Here is a 25162-nt window from a genome sequence, read left to right as displayed (position 1 = left end):
CGCTTCCGAAAAGAGGACGCTAGAATTAAGCTCAAAAGGGTTTATCCTACACCCCAAAACTAATGACATGGAACACTAGTACTCCATGTCATTAATTTTGTAAGGTTGTCAATCAAAAAGCTAGTTAATTAGGACTTCTTACTTCTTCAATTTGACCAACTTCAAAAACTAAAATAAAAGGCTGTCCCATCTGTTTGACAATAAATTCTTCTAGTAATTCTACTTGTCTAGGAGTTACAGGTTCTTTCGCTCGCACACTTAAGCGGATTACTGGTGGATTTGTTAACCAGTTAGTTTCGCTATTAAGTAGTTGTAATCTCTGAAAAGTTACAGTTTTATTTAATAATGCTCGTCGTACACTAGCTTCTAATTGTGCCTGTCTAATTAATCGAGTAAAACTTACACCTAAAGGAATTAACAAAATTGTAGTTAAAGCTACAGTCCAAAGAAGAGGTTTTTGTGCCCGTTTCATTGATATGTAACCTGCTAGCAAAAATGTCAACATACACGACAAAGCGATACCTAGCAAGTTAGTTAAAAAAAGCAGTGTTGCTCCTAAACTTAACGACCACTTTAACTGTGCTAATCCTAAACCTACTACACATATTGGAGGCATTAAAGCAACAGCAATAGCTGTACCTGCCAAGCTACCTGAAATTTTCGGCTCAAGTTTTGCGTATCCGCTAATAGCACCTGCTGCTACAGCAATCCCTAAATCTAATAAATTAGGGCTAGAACGTGCTAATATTTCACTACCATAAGTAGGAAGACCTACAAGCTTTCCCAAACAGTAAGAAATTATAATTGCTAGCAAAATACCTATACACAAAGAAACTAAAGCCTGACGAAATAAGGCAATATTTCCTTGTAAGGCACCAAATGCAAACCCACGGATTGGTAACATTAAAGGAGCAATAATCATGGCGCCGATAATGACAGCGGCACTGTTAGATAGTAAACCGAAAGTCGCAATGGCGCACGAGGCAACAATTAAAGCTAGGTAAGATAAATCTAAAGTTGATTCTTCTTGCAGTTCATTTTGTATTTGTTGAGGTTCAACTTTTTGAAGTTGTTTGCTCCTAAAATTACGGAAGCGTTGCCTAAGATTATTTTCCAAATTATCCTCCAATAAAAATATTATATAGTAGTTATAATAATAAATTATTTATGAAGGCGCCTGTTGCCATCTGTCAAGAATATCCTTAAATAAACTTTCATCTATCCATGTTTTAACAACTACTGTGAGAGGTAATGCCATCAATAATCCTAAAGCTCCAAAAAAAGTGGTAAAGAAAAGCTGCGAAGTTAAAGTGACCGCTGGTAATAAAGCTACCTGCTTTGCCATAACTGTCGGTGTTAGCCAGTAACTTTCAATATTCTGAATAATAATATATAATATTAACACAGCAACTGCTTTCCAAGGCTCATCAAGAAAAGCAACTGTCATAGGTAAAACAGCACTCAAAGTTGGACCAATATTAGGAATAAAATTGAGTAACCCAGCTAAAACGGCATGAGCAAGTACTAATGGAACTCCTAGAACCAATAAACCAATTCCACTCAGAAGCCCAATAAACAACATTTCAATCAAAGCTCCAATTGTCCAACTTCCCAAACCTTCTGCACACTTTGATAAAATTTCTTCAACCCGTGAGCGATAAAACCCAGGAAAAAACCTTACAAAACCTTTGCGATACGGTTGAGGATTAATTAGTAACATGATTGTCAAAATTATTACTAATAAAAACTGTAAAAATACGGTAATTGAAGTTGAAAATAAAGTGTAAGCTTGTGTTATAAAATTAGTGGCTAAAGGCTGAATTTGCCGAAGTAACACATCTATATCAGGAATTTCTATGTCCCATCCATTTAGTCGCTGCTCTAACCAATTGAGACTTTGTTGAATTTGGTTTGCTCCTGTTGGTAAAAGCAATAATAATTCACGAAACTGGCGGACAAATTGGGGTAAAATCAAAAATAAAACACCTGTAAACAGTGTTATTACTATAAGTAAACTTAACCATACTGCCCATATACGCTTTATACCAAACTGAGTTAGGCGCCGAACCAGCTGATTAATAGCTACTGCTAGGACTACAGCAGTAAAAAATAATAATAGTAACTCGCGAATTTGCCAGAGTATATAAAGTGAAGCGATAAGCGAAAATAATCCCATCCATTGCCCAAGTTTCATCGTCTTTGACTCCTTCTATATTCTGTAAGCTTGTTTGCTCTTAGCCAAAGTCCAATAAAGCCAATAATAGCTGCAATAATAAATAAAGATATAGGATTAAACTGTATTGCAAATTTTATACCTGGTTCATAATGCCATCGTAACAGCCAAAAAATATTACTACCGATTGTAAAAGTCGGTACTCTTATAATTGTAAACAGTACAAGCATTAATACAGTGATTACGCTTAGGAATAAAAATGCGAATAAAGTAATTTTGAACCATTCTTGTAATAGTATGCGAGTTTTTTTAGTATTCATATAATACATAGGCACTACTTAAATTTCTATGATTGTTTATAAATATGAATTAAATGTGACAGTAAATGCTAATCCTTTCAGACTGGTATCTACTGTACTGTTTTGATAACTTACTAGATTATCAAAGCTGCATTCATCCTGCTTGAGAAGTAAAATATTTAATTTTTTAAGCTTAATTTTTCTTTCTCCAGTATATAGACATTCGTAGCTCATTATTCTATTGTCTGAGCATATCACTTTCTAGTCACATTTACTTTCTAAATTAACTGTATGAATTGTCTAACAATCATAGACATTGAAATAAATATCAAAATTTAAAGTTACAAATTCAAAATTTTACTAGGAAAAGAATATGCGAATCAGTGTTGGTTCTCCATTATTAACTATTAATCACGGCAGCACTTTTATGGTGACTGATTTAAATGGACAAATTGACTACAATGGTCATCAGGGTATTTTCTCTGAGGATACTCGTTACTTAAGTCACTATGCTTGCTATATTGATGGTCATCCGTGGATCCGTTTGAGTTCTACGACAACAACTTATTATGCTGCACGAATTTATCTTACTAACCCGGAATTTTATGGCAGAAATGGTACGGTTCCCAAAGGTTCGATATCGCTTATTATTAGTAGAACAGTTGAAGAAGGTATTCACGAGGAACTAGATGTAACTAATTATGGACTAGAAACAGTTAGTTTTAATCTAGAAATTGCCATGCGTTCAGATTTTGCTGATATATTTGAAGTGGAAACAAAGCAGTTTGTACGACGAGGACATATTGAAACTAGTTGGAATGCTGAAAAAAAAGAATTGGCTACTAGCTATAAAAACGATGATTTTTACCGTTGCTTAATATATCAGGTACAAAATAGCACATGCATACCACACTCAGCTAACGGGCGCCTATCTTTTCCAATTCAACTCCAACCAGGAGAAAGTTGGCACGCTGACTGTAATTACATTTTAATTGATAATGACCGTGTGCTATCAACTATCGATTTTTCTTATAAGCAAACAGTAGATGAAAGCGTCATCAATACAGAAATTGAAAGGCTGCATTGTCAATGGGTTGATAGCGTGGCAGAACTTAGTTGTACTAACGAACATTTGAACTTACTTTATCGCCAATCTGTCGAAGATATCGGCGCCTTACGATTGTATGATTATGACTTGGCGCCTGATGTTTGGATACCTGCTGCTGGTGTTCCGAAGTTTGTAACGGTTTTTGGGAGAGATAGCTTGATAGTCAGCTTGCAAAATATGATAACTCATGCTGGCTTTGCAGTTGGCACTTTAAAGAAACTCGGTCAATTACAAGCTACTGAGTTAGATGACTGGCGTGATGCTCAACCAGGAAAGATTTTACACGAAATTCGCACTGGAGAATTAGCGCGTTTGGGACAAATTCCTCATTCTCCCTATTATGGTAGTGCTGATGCGACACCTTTATATTTAATTTTGCTACACGAAGCTTGGAAATGGATAGGAGATATTTCACTTCTACAAGAACAGCGTGATGTGGCTTTGCGTTGCCTAGAATGGATTGATAAATATGGTGACTTAGACGGTGATGGTTTTCAAGAATACCAAGTACGTAATAATTCACGTTATGGTATTGAAAACCAAGGTTGGAAAGATTCTGGTAACGCTATTGTTTACCCAGATGGCGCCCAGGTACAAGCACCGAAAGCATTATGCGAGTTACAAGGATACGTTTTTGATGCTTGGATACGAATGGCAGAAGTATTTGAGGTGTTAGGGGAAAGCGAATTTTCTCGCGAGTTATATATAAAAGCTGCAAAACTACGCGAACGTTTTGAAGAACGTTTTTGGTGTGAAGATATTGGTTTTTATGCTTTTACCCTAGATAAAGATAAACAGCCAGTTAAAACAATAACCTCGAATGTTGGTCATTGTTTATGGAGCGGTATTATTCGACCCGAACGCGCGCAACAAGTAAAAGAGCGTTTATTTGCACCAGATATGTGGTCTGGTTGGGGTATTCGGACTTTATCGACTCAAAACCCAGCATATAATCCTTTTTCTTATCACCTTGGTTCAGTTTGGCCTCATGACAATAGTATTATTGCTTTAGGATTAAAACGCTACGGATTTTCTAAAGAAGTCGCTGATGTTGCTCTGGGAATTTTTGAAGCAGGTAGCTTTTTTAGCAATTATCGTTTGCCAGAACTTTACGCTGGAGTTCAACGCGAACCTGGAAGTTTTCCGGCGCCTTATTTAGAGGCAAACGTACCTCAAGCATGGGCAGCAGCGTCTGTGTTTCAAATATTACAGGCAATGTTAGGTTTACGAGCATCGGCGCCGAATCACTGTTTATATATAGACCCATATTTACCTGATTGCTTACCAGAGTTAACATTGCGACGAGTGGAAGTTGGTAACGCTTCGGTTGATTTACGGTTTTGGCGTGATGGAGACTCTACAAAATGGGATGCCACAGTAGTAGAAGGTAATGTTGAAGTTAAACAGCAAGCTTGGCGCCCTAGGTAATAAATTTATGCGGTACGTTGTGATATTTAACAAAAGTATAGAAGCATAATTTGAAGATTTATGAAGTATGGAATATGAAATGGGAGGTCACTTTTCGCTCACATTCATTTTTTAATATGAAATTAGCGAATTAAATAAGGAGACAAAAATGGCACTTGTCAAGATTACAGACTATTACTACGACCATATAGATAGTCGCTCTGATGTTGATAATATCGATAATTTCGACGTTTATACCGAAAGAAATGAAAAAGTCGGTACAATTCACGATATTTTAGTCGATCAAACAAACGGACGCTTTCGCTATTTAGTTGTAGATACAGGTTTTTGGATTTTTGGCAAAAAGGTTTTACTACCTGTAGGTCGTGCAGATATTCATTACAGCGACAAACGAGTTTATGCCAAAGGACTAACTAAAGAGCAAGTGGAAAATTTGCCAAATTACGATGAACTCGAAGAAATTGATTATGACTACGAGGAGCAAGTACGTGGTGTTTATCGCGGTTCTGTTGCTACTTCTGGTCTAACTCAACCTGCTGCTTACGACCGCGCGACTTATAACTATGAGCAAGACTCTTCTTTATACGATATACCAGAAACTGATAGTACAAGTGATGGTCAAAGTTTGAAGTTGTATGAAGAAAGATTGATTGCTAACAAGCAACGTCAAAAAGCTGGAGAAGTTTCGATTGGTAAGCATGTTGAAACTGAAAATGTTCGCGTTGCCGTTCCTGTGGAAAAAGAAAGAGTAGTTATTGAGCGTAGCTCTCCCACGAGTACAAAACCAGCGGGGGTGCCAAATGATGCTTTTCGTTCTGGTGAAGTAGCTCGTATGGATATCTACGAAGAAAAGGCAGATATTCAAAAACAAGCTGTTGTCAAAGAAGAAGTACGAGTTAAAAAAGTTGTCGAAAGTAATACCGTCGAAGCTACTGAACAAATCCGTCGCGAAGAATTGGATATCGATACTCAAGGGCGCCCTGTTGTGGAAAGGTAAAAATTATATCTACGCGGGATGCGATGAATCGCAGAGACGCTCCGGTTCCTCGCGTCTCTACAATGTACAATTTGAACGAGGTAATTATGAAATTATTTTCAATTGAAGAATTAGCAACTTTAACAGCGCAAGAAAACACAGATTGCATTTCTATTTATATGCCGACTTTTAAAATGAGTACGGAAACGCTACAAAATCCTATTCGCTTTAAAAATCTAATGCGCGAAGCTGAGGAGAAATTAATTGCAAATGGAATGCGACCGCAAGATGCCAGAGATTTATTACTTCCTGTCCAAGAACTAGATGAATACGATTTTTGGCAGCACCAAAGTGATGGATTAGCGATTTTTATCTCAAAACATTTTTTTAGTTACTACATTGTACCTGTTGATTTTCAAGAGTTAGTCGTAGTTACCGACCGCTTTCATCTCAAGCCTTTAATGTCTTTACTTACAGGTGATGGTCAGTTCTACATTTTGGCACTAAGTCAAAATTTAGTTCGTTTGTTCTTGGGTACTCGTTATAGTATTAACGAAATAGAATTAGAAGATGTACCCACTAGTATGGCTGAAGCTTTAGAATATGATGATCCAGAAAAAAGTTTACAGTTCCATACTGGTACACCTCAAGGTGGGAGTGGAAGCCGTGCGGCAATCTTTCATGGACATGGAGCAGGTAATGATGATGAAAAAGAAAATATTCTTCGATACTTCCGCTTGGTCGATAAAGGATTACAAGAGTTGCTAAAAGGTCATGCATGTCCTTTAGTTCTTGCAGGTGTTGACTATCTTTTACCTATTTATAAGCAAGCAAATTCTTATCCTAATTTACTTGATGAAGGTGTTACAGGAAATCCTGACCAAATGAAAGCAGAAGAATTACATGCACAAGCTTGGCAAGTTGTTCAACCTTACTTTGAAAGCGCCCAAGATGAAGCAGTCGCTTACTATAAAGCAAATTTAGGAACCGGTAAAACAGCTAGCAGCATTCAAGAAGTTGTGCCCGCAGCTTACTATCAACGAATAGAGTCTTTATTTGTACCAGTAGGAAACCAGAAGTGGGGAATGTTTAATTCTGAGACAAGCAATGTGGAGATACACTCAGAACAAGAACCTGGTGACGAAGATTTGATGGATTTAGCTGCATTACATACTATTCTTAATGGTGGTACAGTGTATGCTGTGGCGCCAGAACAAGTACCAGGGAATGCTCAATTAGCAGCAGTTTTGCGTTATTAACAGCTATGAACCATGTCTTGGGTCGTGGTAAACGCAAGCTCGTTATAACCACATTTATAGTTACTATCACCAGTGTGCTATTAATATCGCCAGAAAAAGCACTAACACAACAAATTCCTATCACTCCAACTACTCCTCAACCAGAAGAAACTGAAACTGCAACAGATGGGCTGTTTTTCGCTGATATTATTGTTAGAGGACAGCCCGTCTTTCAAATTGGTAGTGTTGGTTCGGTAAATGCTAGCCAACGCGCACAAATAGTCAACCGTCGTATAGCGGGTATTTTGGCGCAACCTCAAGCTAACAGAAATGTTACTACTGTACCCGACCAATCACGAGGTATTGCGACGTTACAAGTAGGCAATCGGGTTTTATTAACTGTTACCCAACAGGACGCGCAAGATTTTAATGAACCAGTCGAAACTTTAGCACAACAGTGGGCACAAGAACTTAATCAAGCATTTGAACAACCACCGTTAGCTATAGATGTTGGACAAAGATTATATACTACCGTGCGTCAGTTCCAACGGGATACTATTGACAACCTACCATCTTTTTTAGGCGCCACTTTAGCATTAGGTGCAACTTGGATAATTGCAGCAAGTGTTCGTCGTCTAACCTTATTTGGTTCAAGGCAATGGGAAGTAGACCGAAATTCTAAAATTCTGGTGAGTCGGTTAATGTATGGTGGTGTTTGGGTAATTGGTTCAGTTGTTGCTTTGGGAGTTTTGGGACTTGACTTTGCGACTTTGGTCGGAACTTTAGGATTAACAAGTGTAGCTATTGGTTTTAGTTTGCGAGATGTTTTGAGTAATTACTTCTCTGGAATTATTTTACTTGCATCTCGCCCTTTTAGGTTAGGCGACCAAATTATTATTAAAGAATTTGAAGGTACGGTAACTCAAATTCAATTACGCGCAACAACATTAAAAACTTATGATGGACGTGTAGTTTATATTCCTAATCAAGAAGTTTTTAGTGCTACTATTACCAATAATACTGCCTGTACAACTCGTCGTAACACTCTGACAGTGGGGATTGGCTACGAATCGGATATTACGAGAGCAAAAGAAATAATTAATGAAGCTGTTTTAGCAGTCGAAGGAGTAGAAGCAGACCCGAAACCAGATATATTAGTGCGCGAACTTGCGGCAAGTACCGTAAATATTGAAGTTCGATTTTGGATTAATTCTCGACGCTTGCCATTTTTAGAAATGACTTCTTTGGTAGCACAAGCAATCAAAGAAGCATTAATGCAAGCGGGAGTTGATATGCCAACAGATATTTACACTGTAAGGTTACGAGGTATAACGCCATTTAATGACAATCATCGCGTTAATTATGAAGAGCAAAATCACAAAATTAATTAAAAGGAAAATAAGCCGTGGTTCCACTACGAGACAATAACCCAACAACAATAACCCCATACGTTAATTATGCATTGATTATCATTAATATTCTTATATTTATCTATCAAGTAAGCTTAACACCACAACAATTACAAAGTTTTGTTCGCGTAGCAGCGTTAGTACCCTGCCAACTTTCTGGAACTTGCCCTGTTGGCAATCAAATAATTCCAGAGTGGCTGACTTTAATAACTTCCCAATTTTTACATGGTGGTTTTTTACACCTTGGCGGAAATATGTTATTTTTAGCTATTTTCGGTAATAATATTGAAGACCGTTTAGGGCATGTTAAATATTTAATTTTTTATTTAACTTGTGGTGTTTTGGCTGCATTAAGCCAATGGTTCTTTTCACAAAATTCTACAATTCCAGCTTTAGGCGCCAGTGGTGCAATTGCAGGAGTTTTAGGAGCATATATCCTCAGATTTCCACGCGCGCAAATTTTGACTTTAGTTCCTTTAGGATTTTTTATAACTACAGTGCGACTTCCTGCATTCTTGTTTCTAGGATTTTGGTTTTTCCAGCAAGCTTTTTACAGTGTAGCTAGCTTACAAGTTCGCAGTAACATTGGTATGGAAAGCGGTGGCATAGCATATTGGGCACACGCAGGAGGGTTTGTTTTTGGCGCCCTTCTTGCTCCTCTATTCGGTTTATACAATAAGCATCCGTGAAATATAACAAGGAGTAAAAAAGATGAGCGCAGAAGAAAAAAGATTACAAGAAGACCGTAATCGTCAAGCATACTGGCGCCGGTGGGGACCTTACTTAAGCGAACGACAATGGGGAACAGTACGCGAAGATTACAGTGCTTCGGGTAGCGCTTGGGATTATTTTCCCCACGACCATGCTCGTTCGCGCGCTTACCGTTGGGGAGAAGATGGTATCGCTGGTATTTCTGATAATCATCAGCGTTTATGTTTTGCTGTAGCTTTATGGAATGGGGAAGACCCTATATTGAAAGAAAGAATATTTGGATTAAGTGGTCCAGAAGGTAATCATGGTGAAGATGTTAAGGAATATTATTTTTATCTTGACAATACTCCTTCCCATGCTTATATGAAATATCTATACAAATATCCCCATAAAGCCTTTCCGTATAGAGAAATAGTAGAAGAGAACCAGCGACGGGGATATCGTGACCCAGAGTATGAATTAGTAGACACAGGTATTTTCGATAGCGATAGATATTTTGATGTATTCGTTGAATATGCTAAAGCGTCACCCGAAGATATTCTTATTAAAATTTGTGTAGTCAATAGAGGTAATGAGCGCAAGACACTACATGTTTTACCCACTTTATGGTTTCGCAATACTTGGAGTTGGGGAGAAAATAGTGAAAAGCCAACTTTAGCGCTTGATGCTTCGGGTTTCGTTAAGGCTTTTCATTCTAGCTTGGGAGAAAGATGGCTCTTTTGTCAAGACTCTAAAGAGTTATTATTTACCGAGAATGAAACTAATTACGAGCGTTTGTTCGGCACTGCAAATCAAAGTCCCTATGTCAAAGATGGAATTAATAACTATATAGTTAATGGAGATGAAAAAGCGGTAAATAAAAATAAAACGGGCACAAAAGTTGCTGCACACTACGAAATAACACTAGATGCAGGAGAAACTAGGACTATTTATTTACGGTTAGCTGAGAATAAAGATTTAACAGAACCTTTTGGCGCCGATTTTGAGAATACTTTCCATACCCGCAAACAAGAAGCTGATGAGTTTTACCAACGTATTTCTGGGCAGAATTTACCTGAAGATGTTAGAAATGTACAACGTCAAGCTTTTGCCGGGTTGTTGTGGACAAAGCAATACTACCATTATGTTGTAGAAGATTGGTTAGAAGGTGATTCTAATCAACCAACTCCACAAAGATATAATGCTCGTAATAAAGAATGGATACATCTTTATAATGATGATGTAATTTCCATGCCTGATAAATGGGAGTTTCCTTGGTATGCTGCTTGGGATTTAGCCTTTCATGTCGTTCCTCTGGCAATGATTGACCCTGATTTTGCTAAACGACAAATGGATCGGTTTACACGAGAATGGTACATGCATCCTAACGGACAAATTCCCGCTTATGAATGGCATTTTAGTGATGTCAACCCACCCGTTCATGCTTGGGGAACTTGGCGAGTTTATCAGATTGAAAAAGAATTTTATGGTCGTGGTGACACTGATTTCCTTGAACGAGTTTTTCAAAAATTATTGCTCAATTTTACTTGGTGGGTCAATCGAAAGGATAATAATGGGGATAATGTTTTCCAGGGAGGATTTTTAGGTTTAGATAACATCGGCATTTTTGACCGAAGCTCTGAACTGCCGACAGGTGGATATTTAGAACAATCTGATGGTACAAGCTGGATGGGCATGTATAGTTTGAATATGCTGGTCATTGCCCTTGAACTAGCAAAATTTAATCCCACTTATGAAGATATTGCAAGTAAGTTCTTTGAACATTTCCTTTACATTGCTGATGCAATGAATCATATTGGTGAGACTAATATCCATCTGTGGGATGATGAAGACAAATTTTTCTATGATGTACTGCACTCACCGCATAATGAACGTCATCATTTAAAAGTTCGCTCGATGGTTGGATTAGTTCCTTTGTTCGCAGTGGGAATTCTAGAAGATGATGTATTAAAGAGTTTTCCGAGTTTTAATAAACGATTTGAATGGTTTATCAAAAACCGTCCTAAATTGCAAGAAAATATAGCTTCTTTAGAAGTGCAAGGAAGCGGAGCGAGAAGACTATTAGCTATTGTGAATCCAAACAAGCTTAAAGCTATTCTACAAAAAATGCTCGATGAAACTGAGTTTTTGAGTCCTCATGGTGTTCGCTCAGTTTCTAAATTTCATGCTGATAACCCCTATAATTTTGATGTTGATGGGCAGCAGCATAGCGTTAATTATGAACCCGCAGAATCAACAAATGGAATGTTTGGTGGTAATTCTAACTGGCGTGGTCCAGTTTGGTTCCCAATGAACTTTTTAATTATTGAATCTCTACAAAAATTCTATGATTATTTTGGTGATGATTTCAAAGTTGAATGTCCTACAGGTTCTGGACAGCTTATAAACTTAGCAGAAGTAGCAACCGAACTATCTCACAGATTGATGAGTATTTTCATCCGCAATCAAGCAGGTAATCGTCCTGTTCATGGAGGTCACAAAGAATTTCAAGGCAATCCTCACTGGCGTGATTTAATTTTGTTCTACGAGTATTTTCATGGTGATAACGGCGCCGGATTAGGAGCTAATCATCAAACAGGTTGGACAGGATTAGTCGCAAATTTAATTCATGATTACTGGCATCAGGGGGGCGTGTGAGATAACGAGGAGTCCTACCCCTGAATGACCAGCAGTATCCTCAAAGCGAAGGGAGTTAGGGGGTTAGGTTTTTCTGTACTCTTATACGAGCAATAGCGGCGCCAATACGGTTGAAAAAATGTTCTGTTTGTGTATCTTCTCCACCCCAAGCAGGAATTTTTGCACCAATCATAGTGAAGAAATCATATATAATAAATTGAGCAATCTTTCTATTCTTACCCGAAGACGAATAAACAATCTGACAGGGATAAGCAAGAGTACCTATAGTAGGGAGAAATCCAACTAAAAAGGCAACCCAAGGAATTTCCTGTTTGTTAATAATTGCTTGTATAATTCTAAAAATTGTATAAGTTTGCCGATAAACTGGACCCCCAATAATAAGCCAAGTAATAAAAACAAATTCATCAATTAAACCAACTACGTAAAGTATTGGTACAAGTAAGTATTCAAGAGTTTTTATGAATAACTTGATACCTATATGAACAGCAAAATCGTTTAAATAAGCACTGCTTTCCTCCCTTTTTAAAGATTGGCGTAAAATCTCAGCTTCTTCTTCGTTTAATTGCTTTCTATCTTGCCAGTATTGAATTCTTGTTGCTATATGATTTCTTGCTAACTGTAATCTATAGCGCTGAAAAAATATAAATTTCCGAAATCTTTGAAGGAATTGTATATAATCAATCTTAATAATCTTATTAATTATTGCTATAGGCAATTGAATAAATAGCTTCCTTAACATCTTTCCTAGTAAACTAGAAACTTCTTTTCTATACCAAAATAAAGGATGAGCTAAAAACCATCTAGCTTCCTGCTCGTTAATCAATCCTTTTTTAAGTTGGTATTGAATACTACAATCAATCCTCCTTAAATTTTTCCATTTTTCTTGATGATAGTGCAATTGGTCAATCTTATTTAAAATTTCATAATACTGCTTGCTACCTAAATTTTCCTCTAACTGAAAACTATACTTATTTACATACTGCTTTAATTTAATATTATCTACATCATCAAATAATGCCCGCCCATATTTAATTGAGGTGGGTATATAAAACGAAAATAGCGCTAGGGGATTCATTGGAAATAAAGCTGGTACACCTGATTCTAAATCTATCCAAACAAAAACAGGTTTGCTAGAGTCACTGGCTAATAAAAAATTATTTAAAGCTGTAGGTGTTCCTTTTCCTACTTGCCAAACTAACCCGTCAAAACCAGCTTCAATTAATTTCTTTTGTAAAGGTCGCATCACACCATGAATTAAAGCTGGTAATTCACGAATTCGGTCTTGGTTACAGGGTTGTTGTAGAGCTACATGTCTACCTTCAATAAACTCTGTATCCATTTGATAAGCTTTAAATTCTTGATTCCAAGAAGTAATTTTTGCCTCTGCAACTCTTAAATTACCATTATACCAATACTGTATTAATGCGCTTAAAATTTGACGACGATAAAAAGCGCATTTTATAGCGTCTTCATTCCATACATAAGGATTGGGAGAACCAAAGAAAAAGTAATGAATTAGACTAGCAATAGTGTCTGAATAAAATATTTTCCTTGCTATTAAAGTTTCTTGATGATTTACTAAAAATACTCGTCCAGACCTACCAGCACCTAATAGCTTACTTTCATAATCTTGTAATTTATTCATTGATTTACCTAAGTTTAAAATTTTAGTCGGTGCAATTTAAATAACGACAAAAATAAAACTACAACTGGAACAATTTCTAATCTTCCTATCCACATTAGTAAGATTAAAGTAAGTTTACCCAACCAATGCAAGTCAGGATGAGTAATTCCTACAGATAAACCCACACTACCTAAAGCAGAAGCTGCTTCAAAAATTACATCTATTAAACTATATCCCGGCGCCACATGCAGTAAAACTACTACCCCTAAAGTAATTCCACTTAACCAAAGTACTATTAAAACAGTAGCAGCTTCAACTGTACGACTAGCTTCCGCTTCCGTCACAATTTCCCCTTCTACCCGATAATACATAGATTGATTTGGTTGCAGTACTACTTTTTGTAAATGCCATACAACTGCTTTGCCAAAGGATACCAAACGATTTAGCTTTATCCCCCCAACAGTGGAACCAGCGGCGCCACCTACTACCATTCCCAAACTTAATAATAGCTTTGCGCTCGAACTCCAATTTCCTAAATCGGCTGTTTCAAATCCACAGGTTCCCAAAGCAGAAACCCATTGAAATAAACTATCTATCCAAATAAATGAACCAAAAAACCAACGGTTCTCAAATAATAGCACAAAAGAACCAAGAGCTAGTAACAGCCATAATGCTTTATGTTGAGAATCTTGCCATAATGCTGATAAACGTTTTTGCGTAATAAATTGGTAATGAATAGGAAAGCTAATGGCGCCTAAAGTCATTACTACAATTACAGCAAGCTGAACCGCTGAATTATAACTAGCAATACTATCATCTTGTATACTAAATCCACCTGTAGAAATACCTGTTAACCCATGATTAATAGCATCCCACCAAGGCATTCCAGTGATGCGAAATAACAAAATACTGAATCCGGTGTAAAGCAAATAAATCCACCAAATTCTGCGTACTGTAGCGCTAACAGTTGCGGCAATACGTTTCGAGCGACCCTCTGCACTGTAAAGTTGGTAAGCATCAGTATTTGGTTCAGACACAGAGAGAACTAGTACAATTACTCCAACTCCACCAATCCATTGCATGAACGAACGCCACCACTGTAAACTGTGCGGTAGTCTGCTTTCATTCAGCGTTACAGTTAATCCAGCGCTGGTAAATCCAGAAACAGCTTCAAATAGAGCATTCCAGAAATCTTGGAATTCCCGTATAGTTACAGGTGTTTGGGCATTAGCAAAAAAAGAAGCAGTAACCCAAAATGGAATGGCGCCTAAAAATGGAATTATAGCCCAACTCAAAGCAGCAATTATCATCGCGTGACGTAACTGAGTTTCCCCCTTTACTTGAAAATTGCGATATAACAACTGACCAATAAGTAAAGAAGAAATCGCAGTTATCAAAAATCCCCAGACTACATAATATTCTCTAAACCATAGGCAAATAGGCAAAGAAGCAACTGCCATTACACCTGGTACATGGAGTAATAAGCCAACATCATGTAGGATAGAATGAATATGAGGATTAATTTGTTGAGCTTTTGTTTTCACTTGTATAAATACAAACTGTATAAGCGACGAGCAGAGAGATTTTTATTACGGTTTTTGATTTTTTGGGCAATAGTCCGAACAATTGGTTGCTTCATCAGTAAGAACAATAGAAGGTTGTACTGCACAATTTATAAAATGATTTTTTGCAAAATATCGGCATTGAGTACAACGGTGGTTTGGTAATGAATTTTTACACAAATCTAACTGGTCATCTGATACATCTTTTAATTTTTTTGATGCCAGGAATAAAAAGCCTCCCATAAAGAAAATAAAAGCAAGAATCCCTCCTCCTTGTGTAATTAAAGTTTCAGTAAGCTCTGCTTGATTTGATAATGTTTCTTGAACTTGAACTTCTTGCCGCATTGCTTGCTTAGAAGTTACTAGTAATATTTTATTCTGATGATTTAGCGTCAAAAACATATTAACTGACCTCACTTTTTAAATATATAAGTGCAAGCATTCAACAATTGTTGCTAAAAGTATTTTTAAGAATATAGCTTTATCAAAATGCTTTTAAAACTTCATGCTTTATATATATAACTTTTATATTTAGCAAAAATAAATCAGTTGTATATCTATCAATAGTATTGCTTCTAGAATTAAAGAATATATTTCCTATGATTTTGATTACGGTCACTTTTTGGTAACAATCGTTTATTAAAATATAATCTTTTTAATCTTAATTATTATCAAAGATGTTTACCGAAATAAGTTTAATATTTAAAACTAGTTTGTTTATAAAAATTCTTGTAACGAGCCTGCAAATTTCTGCGCTTTTTGTGTAGTGTGGACAATTACTGCTGTACTTCTACCGAAAGGCATACTACTTTAGATATGTTAGTTACGTTGTAACATTCCGTAAGCTAGATGCTAAAGTTCTACTAATTGATTAGTCTAAGCAACTAAAAGCGATTCTTGAAACAAACGAAATAGTTCTATTAACCAAATGTTCCTATCTTATAACGACAGGGTTGGAGACATGCTACAATGAAATTTATCAATAAATCAAAGTCTTTTTTGGCTGGATGTACACTGGCTTTATTAATTTCTCAAGCCACCAACGCACAACGACCAGAACAGCGAAGACTTGAGCGAATGGAAGGTTACTTGTCAACGCCACAAAGACTAGATTTTAATGAATCTCTTTTGCGACAGTTGCAACTACCGCCTGGATTTCAAATTAATGTATTTGCTAAAGGCTTAGGTAATCCTCGTAATTTAGTTGTTGCTCCTAATGGTACAATTTACGTTACTCGTCGTGAAGAAGCTGATGTTGTTGCACTCAGAGACACAAATCGAGATGGACGGGCTGACTCGATGGATATTGTTGCCAAAGGTTTAAAGTACGTTAACGGTATTACAATTAATAAAAATCGTCTTTACCTTGTCACTGACACCAGCTTATACGGCGCCGACTTGCAAGCAAACGGTTCTCTTGGAAAACTGCAAACTTTAATTTCTGATTTGCCTGACGCTGGGCAACATCCCAACCGGACAATGGCTTTTGGTCCTGACGAAATGCTTTATATTTCTGTAGGTAGTACTTGCAACGCTTGCGACGAAACCAACCCTGAAAGTGCTACCCTCCTGCAGGTGCAACCGGATGGTAGTAATCGTACCATTTATGCCAAAGGTTTACGAAATACAATCGGCTTTGGTTGGCATCCCCAAACAAAGGAACTATGGGGGTTAGACCACGGTACAGATTGGCGAGGAAATGACCTACCACCAGAAGAATTAAATCGTATTGTTCAAGGTGGAGATTATGGCTGGCCTTTTTGTTGGGGTGACAGGCGCCCTGATGTATACTTACCCGCAAACCCAGAGGGGAAAAGTAAAGAAGAATACTGCGCTAAAACCCAACCACCAGTGTTAACTTATACAGCACACAGCGCACCATTAGCGATGATATTCTACACAGCAAATCAATTTCCACAAGAGTATAGAGGTGATGTTTTTGTAACAATGCGTGGTTCTTGGAACCGTAATCCACCCGTGGGTTACAAAGTCGTGCGGATTCGTTACCAAAATGGTAAACCTGTGAAATTTGAAGATTTTATAACTGGATTTTTGACAAAAGACAGAACAGCACAATTTGGTAGACCAGTAGGATTAGCAATAGCACCGGATGGTTCGTTGTTGTTTACGGATGATACCAATGGGGTAATATATCGGGTTGCTTACACAGCAAAATAAATTAATTTACAAACTATAACGTATCCCAACTATGAAGATATTTATGTTTGTTTTTGTTCTGCACCATCTGGGATGGAATAGTGAAAAAATGCAGTTGTAATGGGAACGAATGGTCATTAACTTGTGACAAGTAAGCAATGAATACTTTAACAAAAATCTGGTTCCCAATCTTCACGGTCACACTTTTAGTAATGGGATGCGAGAGGGCAATTGAGTACTTACCACCCTTGCCTAGGGTAGAAGTACCATTAGAAAAACCGCAAACTACTCTCTCTGCCCAATCTGCCAATACTACGAAAATTGAAGCAGCTATCCGGGCAAGCATTAATCAAGTTCGTCAAAAAGAAAAACTCCAACCTCTAAAAAATAATGAAAGACTCGCAGAAGTTGCTCGCAAATACAGCAAACAGATGGCGGAAAAAAATTTCTTTAGCCACACTGGAGTAGATGGGAGTACTCTTGCTTCGAGGGTTGAGGCATCAGGCATTATTTATTGGTTAGTGGGAGAAAACCTTTTTAGAGGAACGAATCTAAATGAGCCTGTAAGTATTGCTGTAGAGGGGTGGCTAGAAAGTCCCGGACATAGAGCGAATATCCTGCGTCCCCCTTTTAACGAGACAGGTGTAGGTGTTTGGCGAATTCAAAATACTTACTATATCACGCAGTTATTTTTACGACGATAGCTGTGGGGGTTGTCCAAAAACAAACCTATGGAGGGTTTACTATGTCGCTTGATGTATTAATTGTAGGCGCCGGACCAACAGGATTACTTTTAGCTGCACAGTTAAGGCGGTTTGGTATAAATGTACGCTTAGTTGACCAAAAACCGCAACCCTCCGATCAAAGCAGAGCAATATCAGTTTTTGCTCGAACTTTGGAAATTTTTGATAAATTAGGTGTTGCCGAAGAAATGATTAAGCGTGGGCGCCAGTTACACGGAATTAATTTATATAATGATGGCAAGCGCATAGCCCACGTTGGTTTAGATAATATTGATTCTTTTTTCCCCTTTGTTCTGAGCTTGCCACAAACTGAAACAGAAAAGATTTTGACACAGCTTGTTGAAAGTTTGGGTGTAAAAATCGAGCGTTCTGTTACTTTTACAGCCTTAGAACAAGACAATGATAGTGTCACTGCAACACTTTGGCATCCAGATGGAGAAGAAGAACATTGTCGAGCAGCTTGGATGGTAGGATGTGATGGCGCCCGTAGTGCTGTCCGCAAAGCTGCAAGTTTGGTTGATAAAGGTAATAATATTCCAGCTTTATTTCTTTTGGCAGATGCGAAAACTTATTGGCAGTTGGATAAAAATGAATTTCACATCTTTTTTAGCTCCAATGGGGAATTAGCAGCTTTTCCGTTACCGCAAGATAATTATTGGCGAATCATTTTAGACTTCCCAGCAGATACGGAGGCGCCGGAAAACCCAGATGTAAAATTTTTTGAAAAACTATCACACGAGCGAATACACCTGCAAGCATCTTTTAATCAACCAGAGTGGATAAGCAGCTTTCGCGTTCGTCAACGTATAGTCAATAAATGCCGCGCGGGAAGAGTATTTGTTGCTGGTGATGCTCTCGCTTCTCATAGTCCAGTGGGAGGTCAAGGAATGAATACAGGTTTGCAAGATGCTTATAACTTAGCTTGGAAGTTAGCTTTAGTTATTCAAAATCGAGCATCAAGCAACTTACTCGACTCATACCAGGCAGAACGCGAGCCAATTTCTAAGTCGCTATTAACATTTACAGAGTTGGCGACACGGGGAGTTATTCTCAGCAACCCCGTTATCAAACAAATTCGTCAATATCTTGCTAGTTTTTTCACTAGCTTTGGTAGCGTGCAAAAATTCATTGCTAATACTTTGTCTGAGTTAAATATTAATTACACTTACAGTCCTATCGTGGGTGAAAATCAAGCTTTTTCTTTGACTAATTCACATTCCCCAAAGTCAAGTTTAATCGACTCGTTACGCTTTCGTTATGGTTTAAAAGCTGGTGAAAGGGCGCCGGATGTATTAATTCAGACAGTAGACACTTCAAAACGTTTACACAAAGTACTGTCTGATTTGAAACATAATCTTTTATTATTTGGTGGTTTGAATACAAAAAAGGAAAAATATATCAAATTAAGCCAAATTGCAAGGGAAATGCAAGAACAATACCCTTATATGGACATACATATAGTTCTGTGGGAATCACAGATACCAGATATATTCGATTGGCATCAATTAATACTGCTTGACCCGGAAGGTAGATGTCATAAACGTTACAGAGCTTTTAGTGAATGTCTTTACTTAATTAGACCAGATTTTTACATCGGTTATCGGTGTCAAGGAACTGATGTATCAAAACTCATAATGCACTTGAAAGTATAATATTTAACTCATTGGAATCAGCAAAGATGACACAACTCAGAGAACCTCAAGAAACACAAACAATTAGAACACACTCGCCAAAACCACCTAGCGGCTGGAATTATACCACTCATTGTTTTCTTTTTAGTGCGCGACCCAGTAGAAATTCTCTCTGTTGGTGGTGTTGTCACCACAGTACATACGCCCGTTGTCGTCTTTTTAACGCTTTACTTAAACCGAAAACAACTTCCTGAGTCTTTGCAACCAGGTTGGTTTTCATTGATCTTCATGATTCTGTCGGGACTATTCTTCACAGGTTTTGCAATTCTCTATTTTCTTGATTTATTCGGTATGGATTTTTAAGAATATAATTGGAGAAGCCGTTATGGCAAAGTTTAGTTATCATGCTTCCCACGAACAATTTAAGCCACTCGAACTTTTAAAGTACGCACAAATGGCTTATCAGGCAGGGTTTCAGGGTATATCTTGCTCAGACCATTTTCACCCGTGGAGTGAAACCCAAGGCGAAAGCGGTTATGCTTGGTCTTGGTTAGGCGCCGCGATGCAAGCAGTACCTTTATCTTTTGGTGTTGTTTGCGCTCCTGGTCAAAGATATCACCCTGCCATCATCGCTCAAGCTGCTGCCACTCTGGCATCGATGTTTCCTCAACGTTTCTGGGTGGCTTTGGGTAGTGGTCAAGCATTGAATGAAAATATTACAGGTGAACTTTGGCCTTCCAAGGAACAACGTAATGCTCGTCTTAAAGAATGTGTAGATGTAATACGCGCGCTTTGGGCTGGGGAAACAGTGACCCATTACGGTTTAGTGCGCGTAGAAGAGGCAAAACTTTATACTCGTCCAGAAATTCCACCTCTAATTATAGGCGCCGCAATTACTCCTCAAACAGCTGAGTGGGTAGGAAGTTGGGCAGATGGCTTAATTACCATTTCTCATCCCTACGAGATGTTAAAAGAAGTGGTAAATGCTTTTCGTAGAGGAGGGGGTTTAGGTAAGCGAATGTATCTGAAAGTACAGCTTTCTTACGCTGAAGACGAGGAAACAGCCCTTCAAGAAGCACACGAACAATGGCGCACAAATATCTTTAAAAGCCCAGTTTTAACTGAGCTTCGCAGTCCACAACAATTTGATTATGCAGCACAATTTGTCAAACCAGATGATATGTATGAGTCTGTCAATATATCAAGTGACCTGCAACAACATATTAAATGGTTGCAAAAATACATAGAACTTGGTTTTGACAATATTACTCTACACAACGTCAACAAGCAGCAACAGCGATTTATTGAAGTTTTTGGAGAAAAAATTCTTCCTGCACTTCAGGAAAATAATCTTCAAACAGCTTCTTTAGTCTCCTCCAGGTAATTGTTACCTTGTCGTTTCACTTTAGTTTCAATTAGTAGTAAATTATGAACGGAAAATTACTTTTTCTAGCCTCTGTTTTTGGTTTAAATATGCTGATGGGCGCCTGTCAGCCAGCTACCGACTCAGGAACAACAACTCCAGCAGACGGAACAACAGTCCCACCCGCAGGAACAGGAACTACAGTCCCACCCGCAGGAACAACTACAATTTCACCTACTCCCCGTTAAAATTTGACTTGCTTGATAATGATTTAGTATTCAGATTGTCAAAACATATCTGGATTAAAAGTATCAAGCATATCTAGGAGAATATAAAGACCGTAAATTTACGGTCTTTACACCCCTATTTCTATTAAAAAGATTTTTTTTGTATAGGCGCCTACAATGAATATTAACAATAGCAACTCATGCCTTCTTTCTCTAGAGAGATGATGCTCAAGACATGAACTTTTAATCTACGACTATACAGTTGAGGCAAACCGTTTATGAATGTCGCCTCTATAGTTCCAAAAATATTGGACTACGTTCAATTTTGATTTGATAACTTACAGTTTTGCTAATATTTAGGCGATTAATATTAAGTTTTCTATCTATTATTATCTTTAAGTAGTATAAAATCTTGTGGCGCCAGTGAAAGCATAAAGCTGTTAAAGTTAACATGAATCAGCCAGCGATTACTAAACCTATCGTTAGATAGTTTTTCTTGACTGAGTACAATCCCCTCAAACCCTGCGACATAGGGTGGGTAGAGAATTAAAACTTTATCTTTCAATTGAATTTTTTTTGGGTCAGATGATATTGTTTTTAGCATAAAATTTATAATTTGATTGCAATACACTTGATGATGGATATTGTTTACAAAGTACAATTAACAGTTAAAAAAACGGTTTAAAGGTTTAAACCGTTCGTTACTAGCAAAACTGCGTTCATTGTTACATTTAACTTTATAGAATTTAATTTTACATCACATATTTCAATAGAAAGATTTTAATGTTAAGTCTTTATGTATTACTTAATACAATAACTTCTATGTTGCGCTTAGGCTGATTTGAGCAAGTAAATATAAAACAATTCCATAAGAAATCACTTTCTTTTCACATTTGTTGTCAACACTAGAATTAAAACATTCAACTGGTGCGCTTAGGCTACAAGTATTATTGCTATGTGAAATTTTGTAACGTGTCATACACTACTATTTATATGTACTAATTACGTAAGTTCTTCTTATAAATACATAAAGGATATTGAACCTATCTTTCAAAATTACGATGGGCGCCCGCACTGAGAAAAAAATATACACTTAAGGCAAATGATTTGCGACCACTTTATCCGATAAAAAGTTATAAATATAAATTAAGCAACATCCAATATAGGAGTTAGAATAAATGAGGAGTTTTTTACAAATTCAAACATATCATGACCCTGACTCAAGTAATAAAGATATAAATAGGGACTATGAGGGTGTTTTAGTTGCTGGTCAGCCATTGCAAATATCTTTAGAAAATCTGGCGCCTTCTCTTGACACATTTGTTACTTTCAAAACACGGGGAGAAGTCGAAGTTTACTCTAGTACTAATCAACTCATTTCTCTACAAACCCCGGTTCCTGTTGAACAAGTTTCAGAAATTTCCCTTATAGCAAGAACTTTTAGCGATAGGCTAAAAGACCGTTCTTTAGAAATAACCTTTCACACAGGAGCTGGTCATCAACTGAGTCAAGCTACACTCCACTTAACTTGTCTTCGTATTTGTCTAGATGTGGATGCAGACCGAGATGGAATTATTGAAGAAAATAATCCTCATAAAAAAGATTGGCAATGGGGGATTAACGGTCATGGTGCAGTCCTATTAGTTAATAAAGATTGCGATGTTGTTAATTCTGATGGCCAAGATAATGACGTACAGGACAATCTTAAAGGACTGCTAGATTTAAAAGATTTAAGCTTTATGATTGTTCGTCGAGTTGGCTTAAAAAATTTGCCTGATGGATGCGAAGTTTACTTATCAGTTAACCAAGACATTGCCAAACGAATTCGCATTTATGATGAATTAGATAAAAATGGCGATGAGTTAATAGGGGCAAAGATAACAAAAGCAAAAATTATAGATACTGACCGAGACATTCTCCTTGCTGTAGAAGGATTGAGTTATCCCGATGCTGATTTTAATGGTATAGTTGAGATTACTTTAAATCTCATGAAAGATGGAGAAATAATTGGCAGCGACCGTGTAGTTTTTCGAGTTGCTCCTTGGATGATGACTCCCAATACTTTATCTCCAATAAATGTCTTCGTTTCTCGTTTATCTAACGGAAGTAACGAAGAATTTATCGAAGAACTGAGAAAAGTTGTGGGTAAAGCCAACGCGCAGCTAGACCCTGTTCCTTTTGAGTTTCATCAAGACGACCCTTGGATGCGAGATGAAATTGAAATTGGTTACACTCAGGGACCAGGACGCTTTATGCACGTAATTCTTGATTCGCCTCGCGACCGTGGGTTAGACCACTTAGCCAAACGTCATTTAATGGGAACTGACTTTGGTTATATAATTCGTAAAAGCTGCGAAGAAGTTACAAAATTAGACTCTTTTGGTAATTTAGAAGTTTCTCCACCAGTAACCGTGAAAGGTGTTAATTATTCCTTTGGTCGGATAATATTTGGGGGAACGCGCGCAGAAATTATTGAAAAGACACGTCGAAAATTAAAAGTTTTACGTGATTTTTTCTTTGCCCAAGAAATTCAAGCCCCTTTTGAAATTTTTTCTGACTGGCTTAGTGTAGGGCATATAGACGAATTTATGAACTTTATTGGCGCCGCTAGCCCTAAAGGATTTAAGTTAATTTTAGCCAGTCCAGACAAATGTTACGAGCTTCTCAAACGTTTACGAAATGAAGGACATTCTCAAGCTTTATTGCGGCAAGGTAAACAACTTGATGACAAACCTGCTGATATTAGTGTGGCAGATGTTCTCGACAATGAAGAATTAGCCCTTAATAACCAACGCTTCCAAAAATATATTAACTGGAATCGAGAGGTTTTGAAACAGGAATTAGATTTAGGTGAAGAAGATATTATCGAATTGCCCACATTGTTTCGAGATGATGGCGAAGGGCGAGCTAAAAGTTTTTTCCCAAACACGGTAAATATGGTTGTTCTCAATCAACATTTGGCTATTCCTAAACCATTTGGACCCAAGGCTAATGCTCAATGCCAGTTTGAAGCTTATGTTAAAGGAGTTTTAGAACCTTTGGGTAAAGAATGCCACTTTATAGATGATTGGGACACTTATTTTCGAGAAGGAGGGGAAATTCATTGTGGTACTAATACGAGTAGACAACCTTTTCCTCAAAAATGGTGGGAGATTGAACCGAAATTTTTGAAGTAATTAGTAATTAATTGTATTTGCATGGAGAACAAAATTATGAAGTTACAGCGAACTTTAATATTACTTGTAACAACCGTTAGTGTTGCTAGCTTAAGTGTGAGTGGATGTATAAATGCCCGTGATTTTGAAGCTGATGCTCAAACCCCTGCTATAAATGCCACAGCACAACAAGACCAATATAATTTGCTTTATGTACCAACACCACAATCTGTAGTTGATGCAATGTTAAAAATTGCACAAGTTAATAGTAATGATTTAGTTTACGACCTTGGTAGTGGTGATGGTAGAATTCCTATTACAGCGGCACAAAGATATGGCGCCCGTGGTGTTGGAATAGACCTTAATCCCGAACGAATTCAAGAGGCGAATGCCAATCTACAGAGGTCTGGAGTAGGTAATAATGTGGAATTTCGCCAACAAGACCTGTTTGAAACAGACTTAAGTAAAGCCTCAGTAGTAACACTTTATTTACTACCTGAAGTAATGACAAAACTAAGACCAAAACTGCTACAAGAACTTCGGCCAGGTACCCGCATAGTATCCCACGCCTTTGATATGGCTGACTGGAAGCCACAACAAGTGCAAGAAGTTGATGGTAGAACAATTTATCTGTGGGTTGTGGTTCTTGCGTACTTAACGTGCTAAAATGTTAGAATGTTTATTTAGCGTTTAAGTAAAATTAATTATGAAAAGAGTCCTT

21 protein-coding genes are annotated in these 25162 nt (G+C 37.4%); 14 read left to right on the top strand and 7 right to left on the bottom strand.

Going from position 1 to position 25162, the window contains the following annotated elements; translation table 11 throughout:
• Nucleotides 1-124: 124 nt before the first annotated feature.
• The 3 genes from DSM106972_RS49110 to DSM106972_RS49100 are packed head-to-tail and all read right to left on the bottom strand — an operon-like array spanning nucleotide 125 to nucleotide 2493.
• Nucleotides 125-1117: a DUF389 domain-containing protein gene (locus DSM106972_RS49110; RefSeq protein ID WP_127087533.1), complete on the bottom strand. Its 993-nt coding sequence runs from the start codon at nucleotides 1115-1117 to the stop codon at nucleotides 125-127.
• Between the two features lie 48 nt (nucleotides 1118-1165).
• Nucleotides 1166-2194: an AI-2E family transporter gene (locus tag DSM106972_RS49105; protein ID WP_127087532.1), complete on the bottom strand. Its 1029-nt coding sequence runs from the start codon at nucleotides 2192-2194 to the stop codon at nucleotides 1166-1168.
• Nucleotides 2191-2493 (bottom strand): hypothetical protein, encoded by a 303-nt coding sequence (locus DSM106972_RS49100; protein ID WP_127087531.1) that lies wholly within the window; start codon nucleotides 2491-2493, stop codon nucleotides 2191-2193. Before DSM106972_RS49100 ends, DSM106972_RS49105 begins: the two co-directional genes overlap by 4 nt.
• A 352-nt stretch (nucleotides 2494-2845) precedes the next feature.
• Between DSM106972_RS49100 and DSM106972_RS49095 the strand changes: the two genes are divergently transcribed.
• From DSM106972_RS49095 to DSM106972_RS49070, 6 genes are all read left to right on the top strand, one after another.
• Nucleotides 2846-5008, top strand: a complete 2163-nt coding sequence (locus DSM106972_RS49095; protein WP_127087530.1) for an amylo-alpha-1,6-glucosidase — start codon at nucleotides 2846-2848, stop codon at nucleotides 5006-5008.
• Between the two features lie 148 nt (nucleotides 5009-5156).
• Complete coding sequence (locus tag DSM106972_RS49090; RefSeq protein WP_127087529.1) at nucleotides 5157-6005, top strand: DUF2382 domain-containing protein; 849 nt, start codon at nucleotides 5157-5159, stop codon at nucleotides 6003-6005.
• An 86-nt stretch (nucleotides 6006-6091) separates the two neighbouring features.
• A complete protein-coding gene (locus tag DSM106972_RS49085) occupies nucleotides 6092-7243 on the top strand; it encodes a baeRF7 domain-containing protein (RefSeq protein ID WP_127087528.1) in 1152 nt (383 codons plus the stop codon).
• A gap of 5 nt (nucleotides 7244-7248) precedes the next feature.
• Nucleotides 7249-8613, top strand: coding sequence for a mechanosensitive ion channel family protein (locus tag DSM106972_RS49080; protein ID WP_127087527.1), 1365 nt, complete (start codon nucleotides 7249-7251; stop codon nucleotides 8611-8613).
• 14 nt (nucleotides 8614-8627) lie between these two features.
• Entirely contained in the window at nucleotides 8628-9320 is a 693-nt protein-coding gene (locus tag DSM106972_RS49075; RefSeq protein ID WP_127087526.1) for a rhomboid family intramembrane serine protease, read from the top strand.
• 22 nt (nucleotides 9321-9342) lie between these two features.
• Entirely contained in the window at nucleotides 9343-11979 is a 2637-nt protein-coding gene (locus DSM106972_RS49070; protein WP_127087525.1) for an MGH1-like glycoside hydrolase domain-containing protein, read from the top strand.
• A gap of 55 nt (nucleotides 11980-12034) precedes the next feature.
• Here DSM106972_RS49070 and DSM106972_RS49065 read toward each other — a convergent pair whose 3' ends face one another.
• The 3 genes from DSM106972_RS49065 to DSM106972_RS49055 are packed head-to-tail and all read right to left on the bottom strand — an operon-like array spanning nucleotide 12035 to nucleotide 15567.
• Nucleotides 12035-13624, bottom strand: a complete 1590-nt coding sequence (locus tag DSM106972_RS49065) for a hypothetical protein (protein WP_127087524.1) — start codon at nucleotides 13622-13624, stop codon at nucleotides 12035-12037.
• A 14-nt stretch (nucleotides 13625-13638) separates the two neighbouring features.
• Nucleotides 13639-15147, bottom strand: coding sequence for a TrkH family potassium uptake protein (locus tag DSM106972_RS49060; RefSeq protein WP_233787711.1), 1509 nt, complete (start codon nucleotides 15145-15147; stop codon nucleotides 13639-13641).
• 45 nt (nucleotides 15148-15192) lie between these two features.
• Nucleotides 15193-15567: a hypothetical protein gene (locus DSM106972_RS49055; RefSeq protein WP_127087523.1), complete on the bottom strand. Its 375-nt coding sequence runs from the start codon at nucleotides 15565-15567 to the stop codon at nucleotides 15193-15195.
• A 567-nt stretch (nucleotides 15568-16134) separates the two neighbouring features.
• On the opposite strand from DSM106972_RS49055, the gene DSM106972_RS49050 reads away from it, so the two are divergent.
• The 6 genes from DSM106972_RS49050 (at nucleotide 16135) to DSM106972_RS49025 (ending at nucleotide 21307) form a co-directional block, all read left to right on the top strand.
• Entirely contained in the window at nucleotides 16135-17343 is a 1209-nt protein-coding gene (locus DSM106972_RS49050; protein ID WP_127087522.1) for a PQQ-dependent sugar dehydrogenase, read from the top strand.
• 137 nt (nucleotides 17344-17480) lie between these two features.
• Nucleotides 17481-18026 (top strand): CAP domain-containing protein, encoded by a 546-nt coding sequence (locus DSM106972_RS49045; protein WP_127087521.1) that lies wholly within the window; start codon nucleotides 17481-17483, stop codon nucleotides 18024-18026.
• A gap of 41 nt (nucleotides 18027-18067) precedes the next feature.
• Entirely contained in the window at nucleotides 18068-19717 is a 1650-nt protein-coding gene (locus tag DSM106972_RS49040; RefSeq protein WP_127087520.1) for an FAD-dependent monooxygenase, read from the top strand.
• 126 nt (nucleotides 19718-19843) lie between these two features.
• Entirely contained in the window at nucleotides 19844-20059 is a 216-nt protein-coding gene (locus DSM106972_RS49035) for a hypothetical protein (protein WP_233787710.1), read from the top strand.
• Between the two features lie 22 nt (nucleotides 20060-20081).
• On the top strand, nucleotides 20082-21080 hold the full coding sequence (locus tag DSM106972_RS49030) for a TIGR03885 family FMN-dependent LLM class oxidoreductase (RefSeq protein WP_127087519.1): 999 nt from the start codon (nucleotides 20082-20084) through the stop codon (nucleotides 21078-21080).
• A 44-nt stretch (nucleotides 21081-21124) separates the two neighbouring features.
• Nucleotides 21125-21307 (top strand): beta-Ig-H3/fasciclin, encoded by a 183-nt coding sequence (locus DSM106972_RS49025; protein WP_127087518.1) that lies wholly within the window; start codon nucleotides 21125-21127, stop codon nucleotides 21305-21307.
• Between the two features lie 358 nt (nucleotides 21308-21665).
• Here the strand turns inward: DSM106972_RS49025 and DSM106972_RS49020 are convergent, their stop codons facing one another.
• Nucleotides 21666-21890, bottom strand: coding sequence for a hypothetical protein (locus DSM106972_RS49020; RefSeq protein ID WP_127087517.1), 225 nt, complete (start codon nucleotides 21888-21890; stop codon nucleotides 21666-21668).
• A 574-nt stretch (nucleotides 21891-22464) separates the two neighbouring features.
• Between DSM106972_RS49020 and DSM106972_RS49015 the strand changes: the two genes are divergently transcribed.
• Both DSM106972_RS49015 and DSM106972_RS49010 read left to right on the top strand, forming a co-directional pair.
• Complete coding sequence (locus DSM106972_RS49015) at nucleotides 22465-24462, top strand: protein-arginine deiminase family protein (protein WP_127087516.1); 1998 nt, start codon at nucleotides 22465-22467, stop codon at nucleotides 24460-24462.
• A gap of 36 nt (nucleotides 24463-24498) precedes the next feature.
• Entirely contained in the window at nucleotides 24499-25107 is a 609-nt protein-coding gene (locus DSM106972_RS49010; RefSeq protein WP_127087515.1) for a class I SAM-dependent methyltransferase, read from the top strand.
• The last annotated feature ends 55 nt before the right edge of the window (nucleotides 25108-25162 follow it).

The organism is Dulcicalothrix desertica PCC 7102 (assembly GCF_003991905.1).
Taxonomy (GTDB): Bacteria; Cyanobacteriota; Cyanobacteriia; order Cyanobacteriales; family Nostocaceae; genus Dulcicalothrix; species Dulcicalothrix desertica.
The sequence above is the reverse complement of the archived record's forward strand: the minus strand, read 5'-3'. Positions and strand labels throughout refer to the sequence as shown.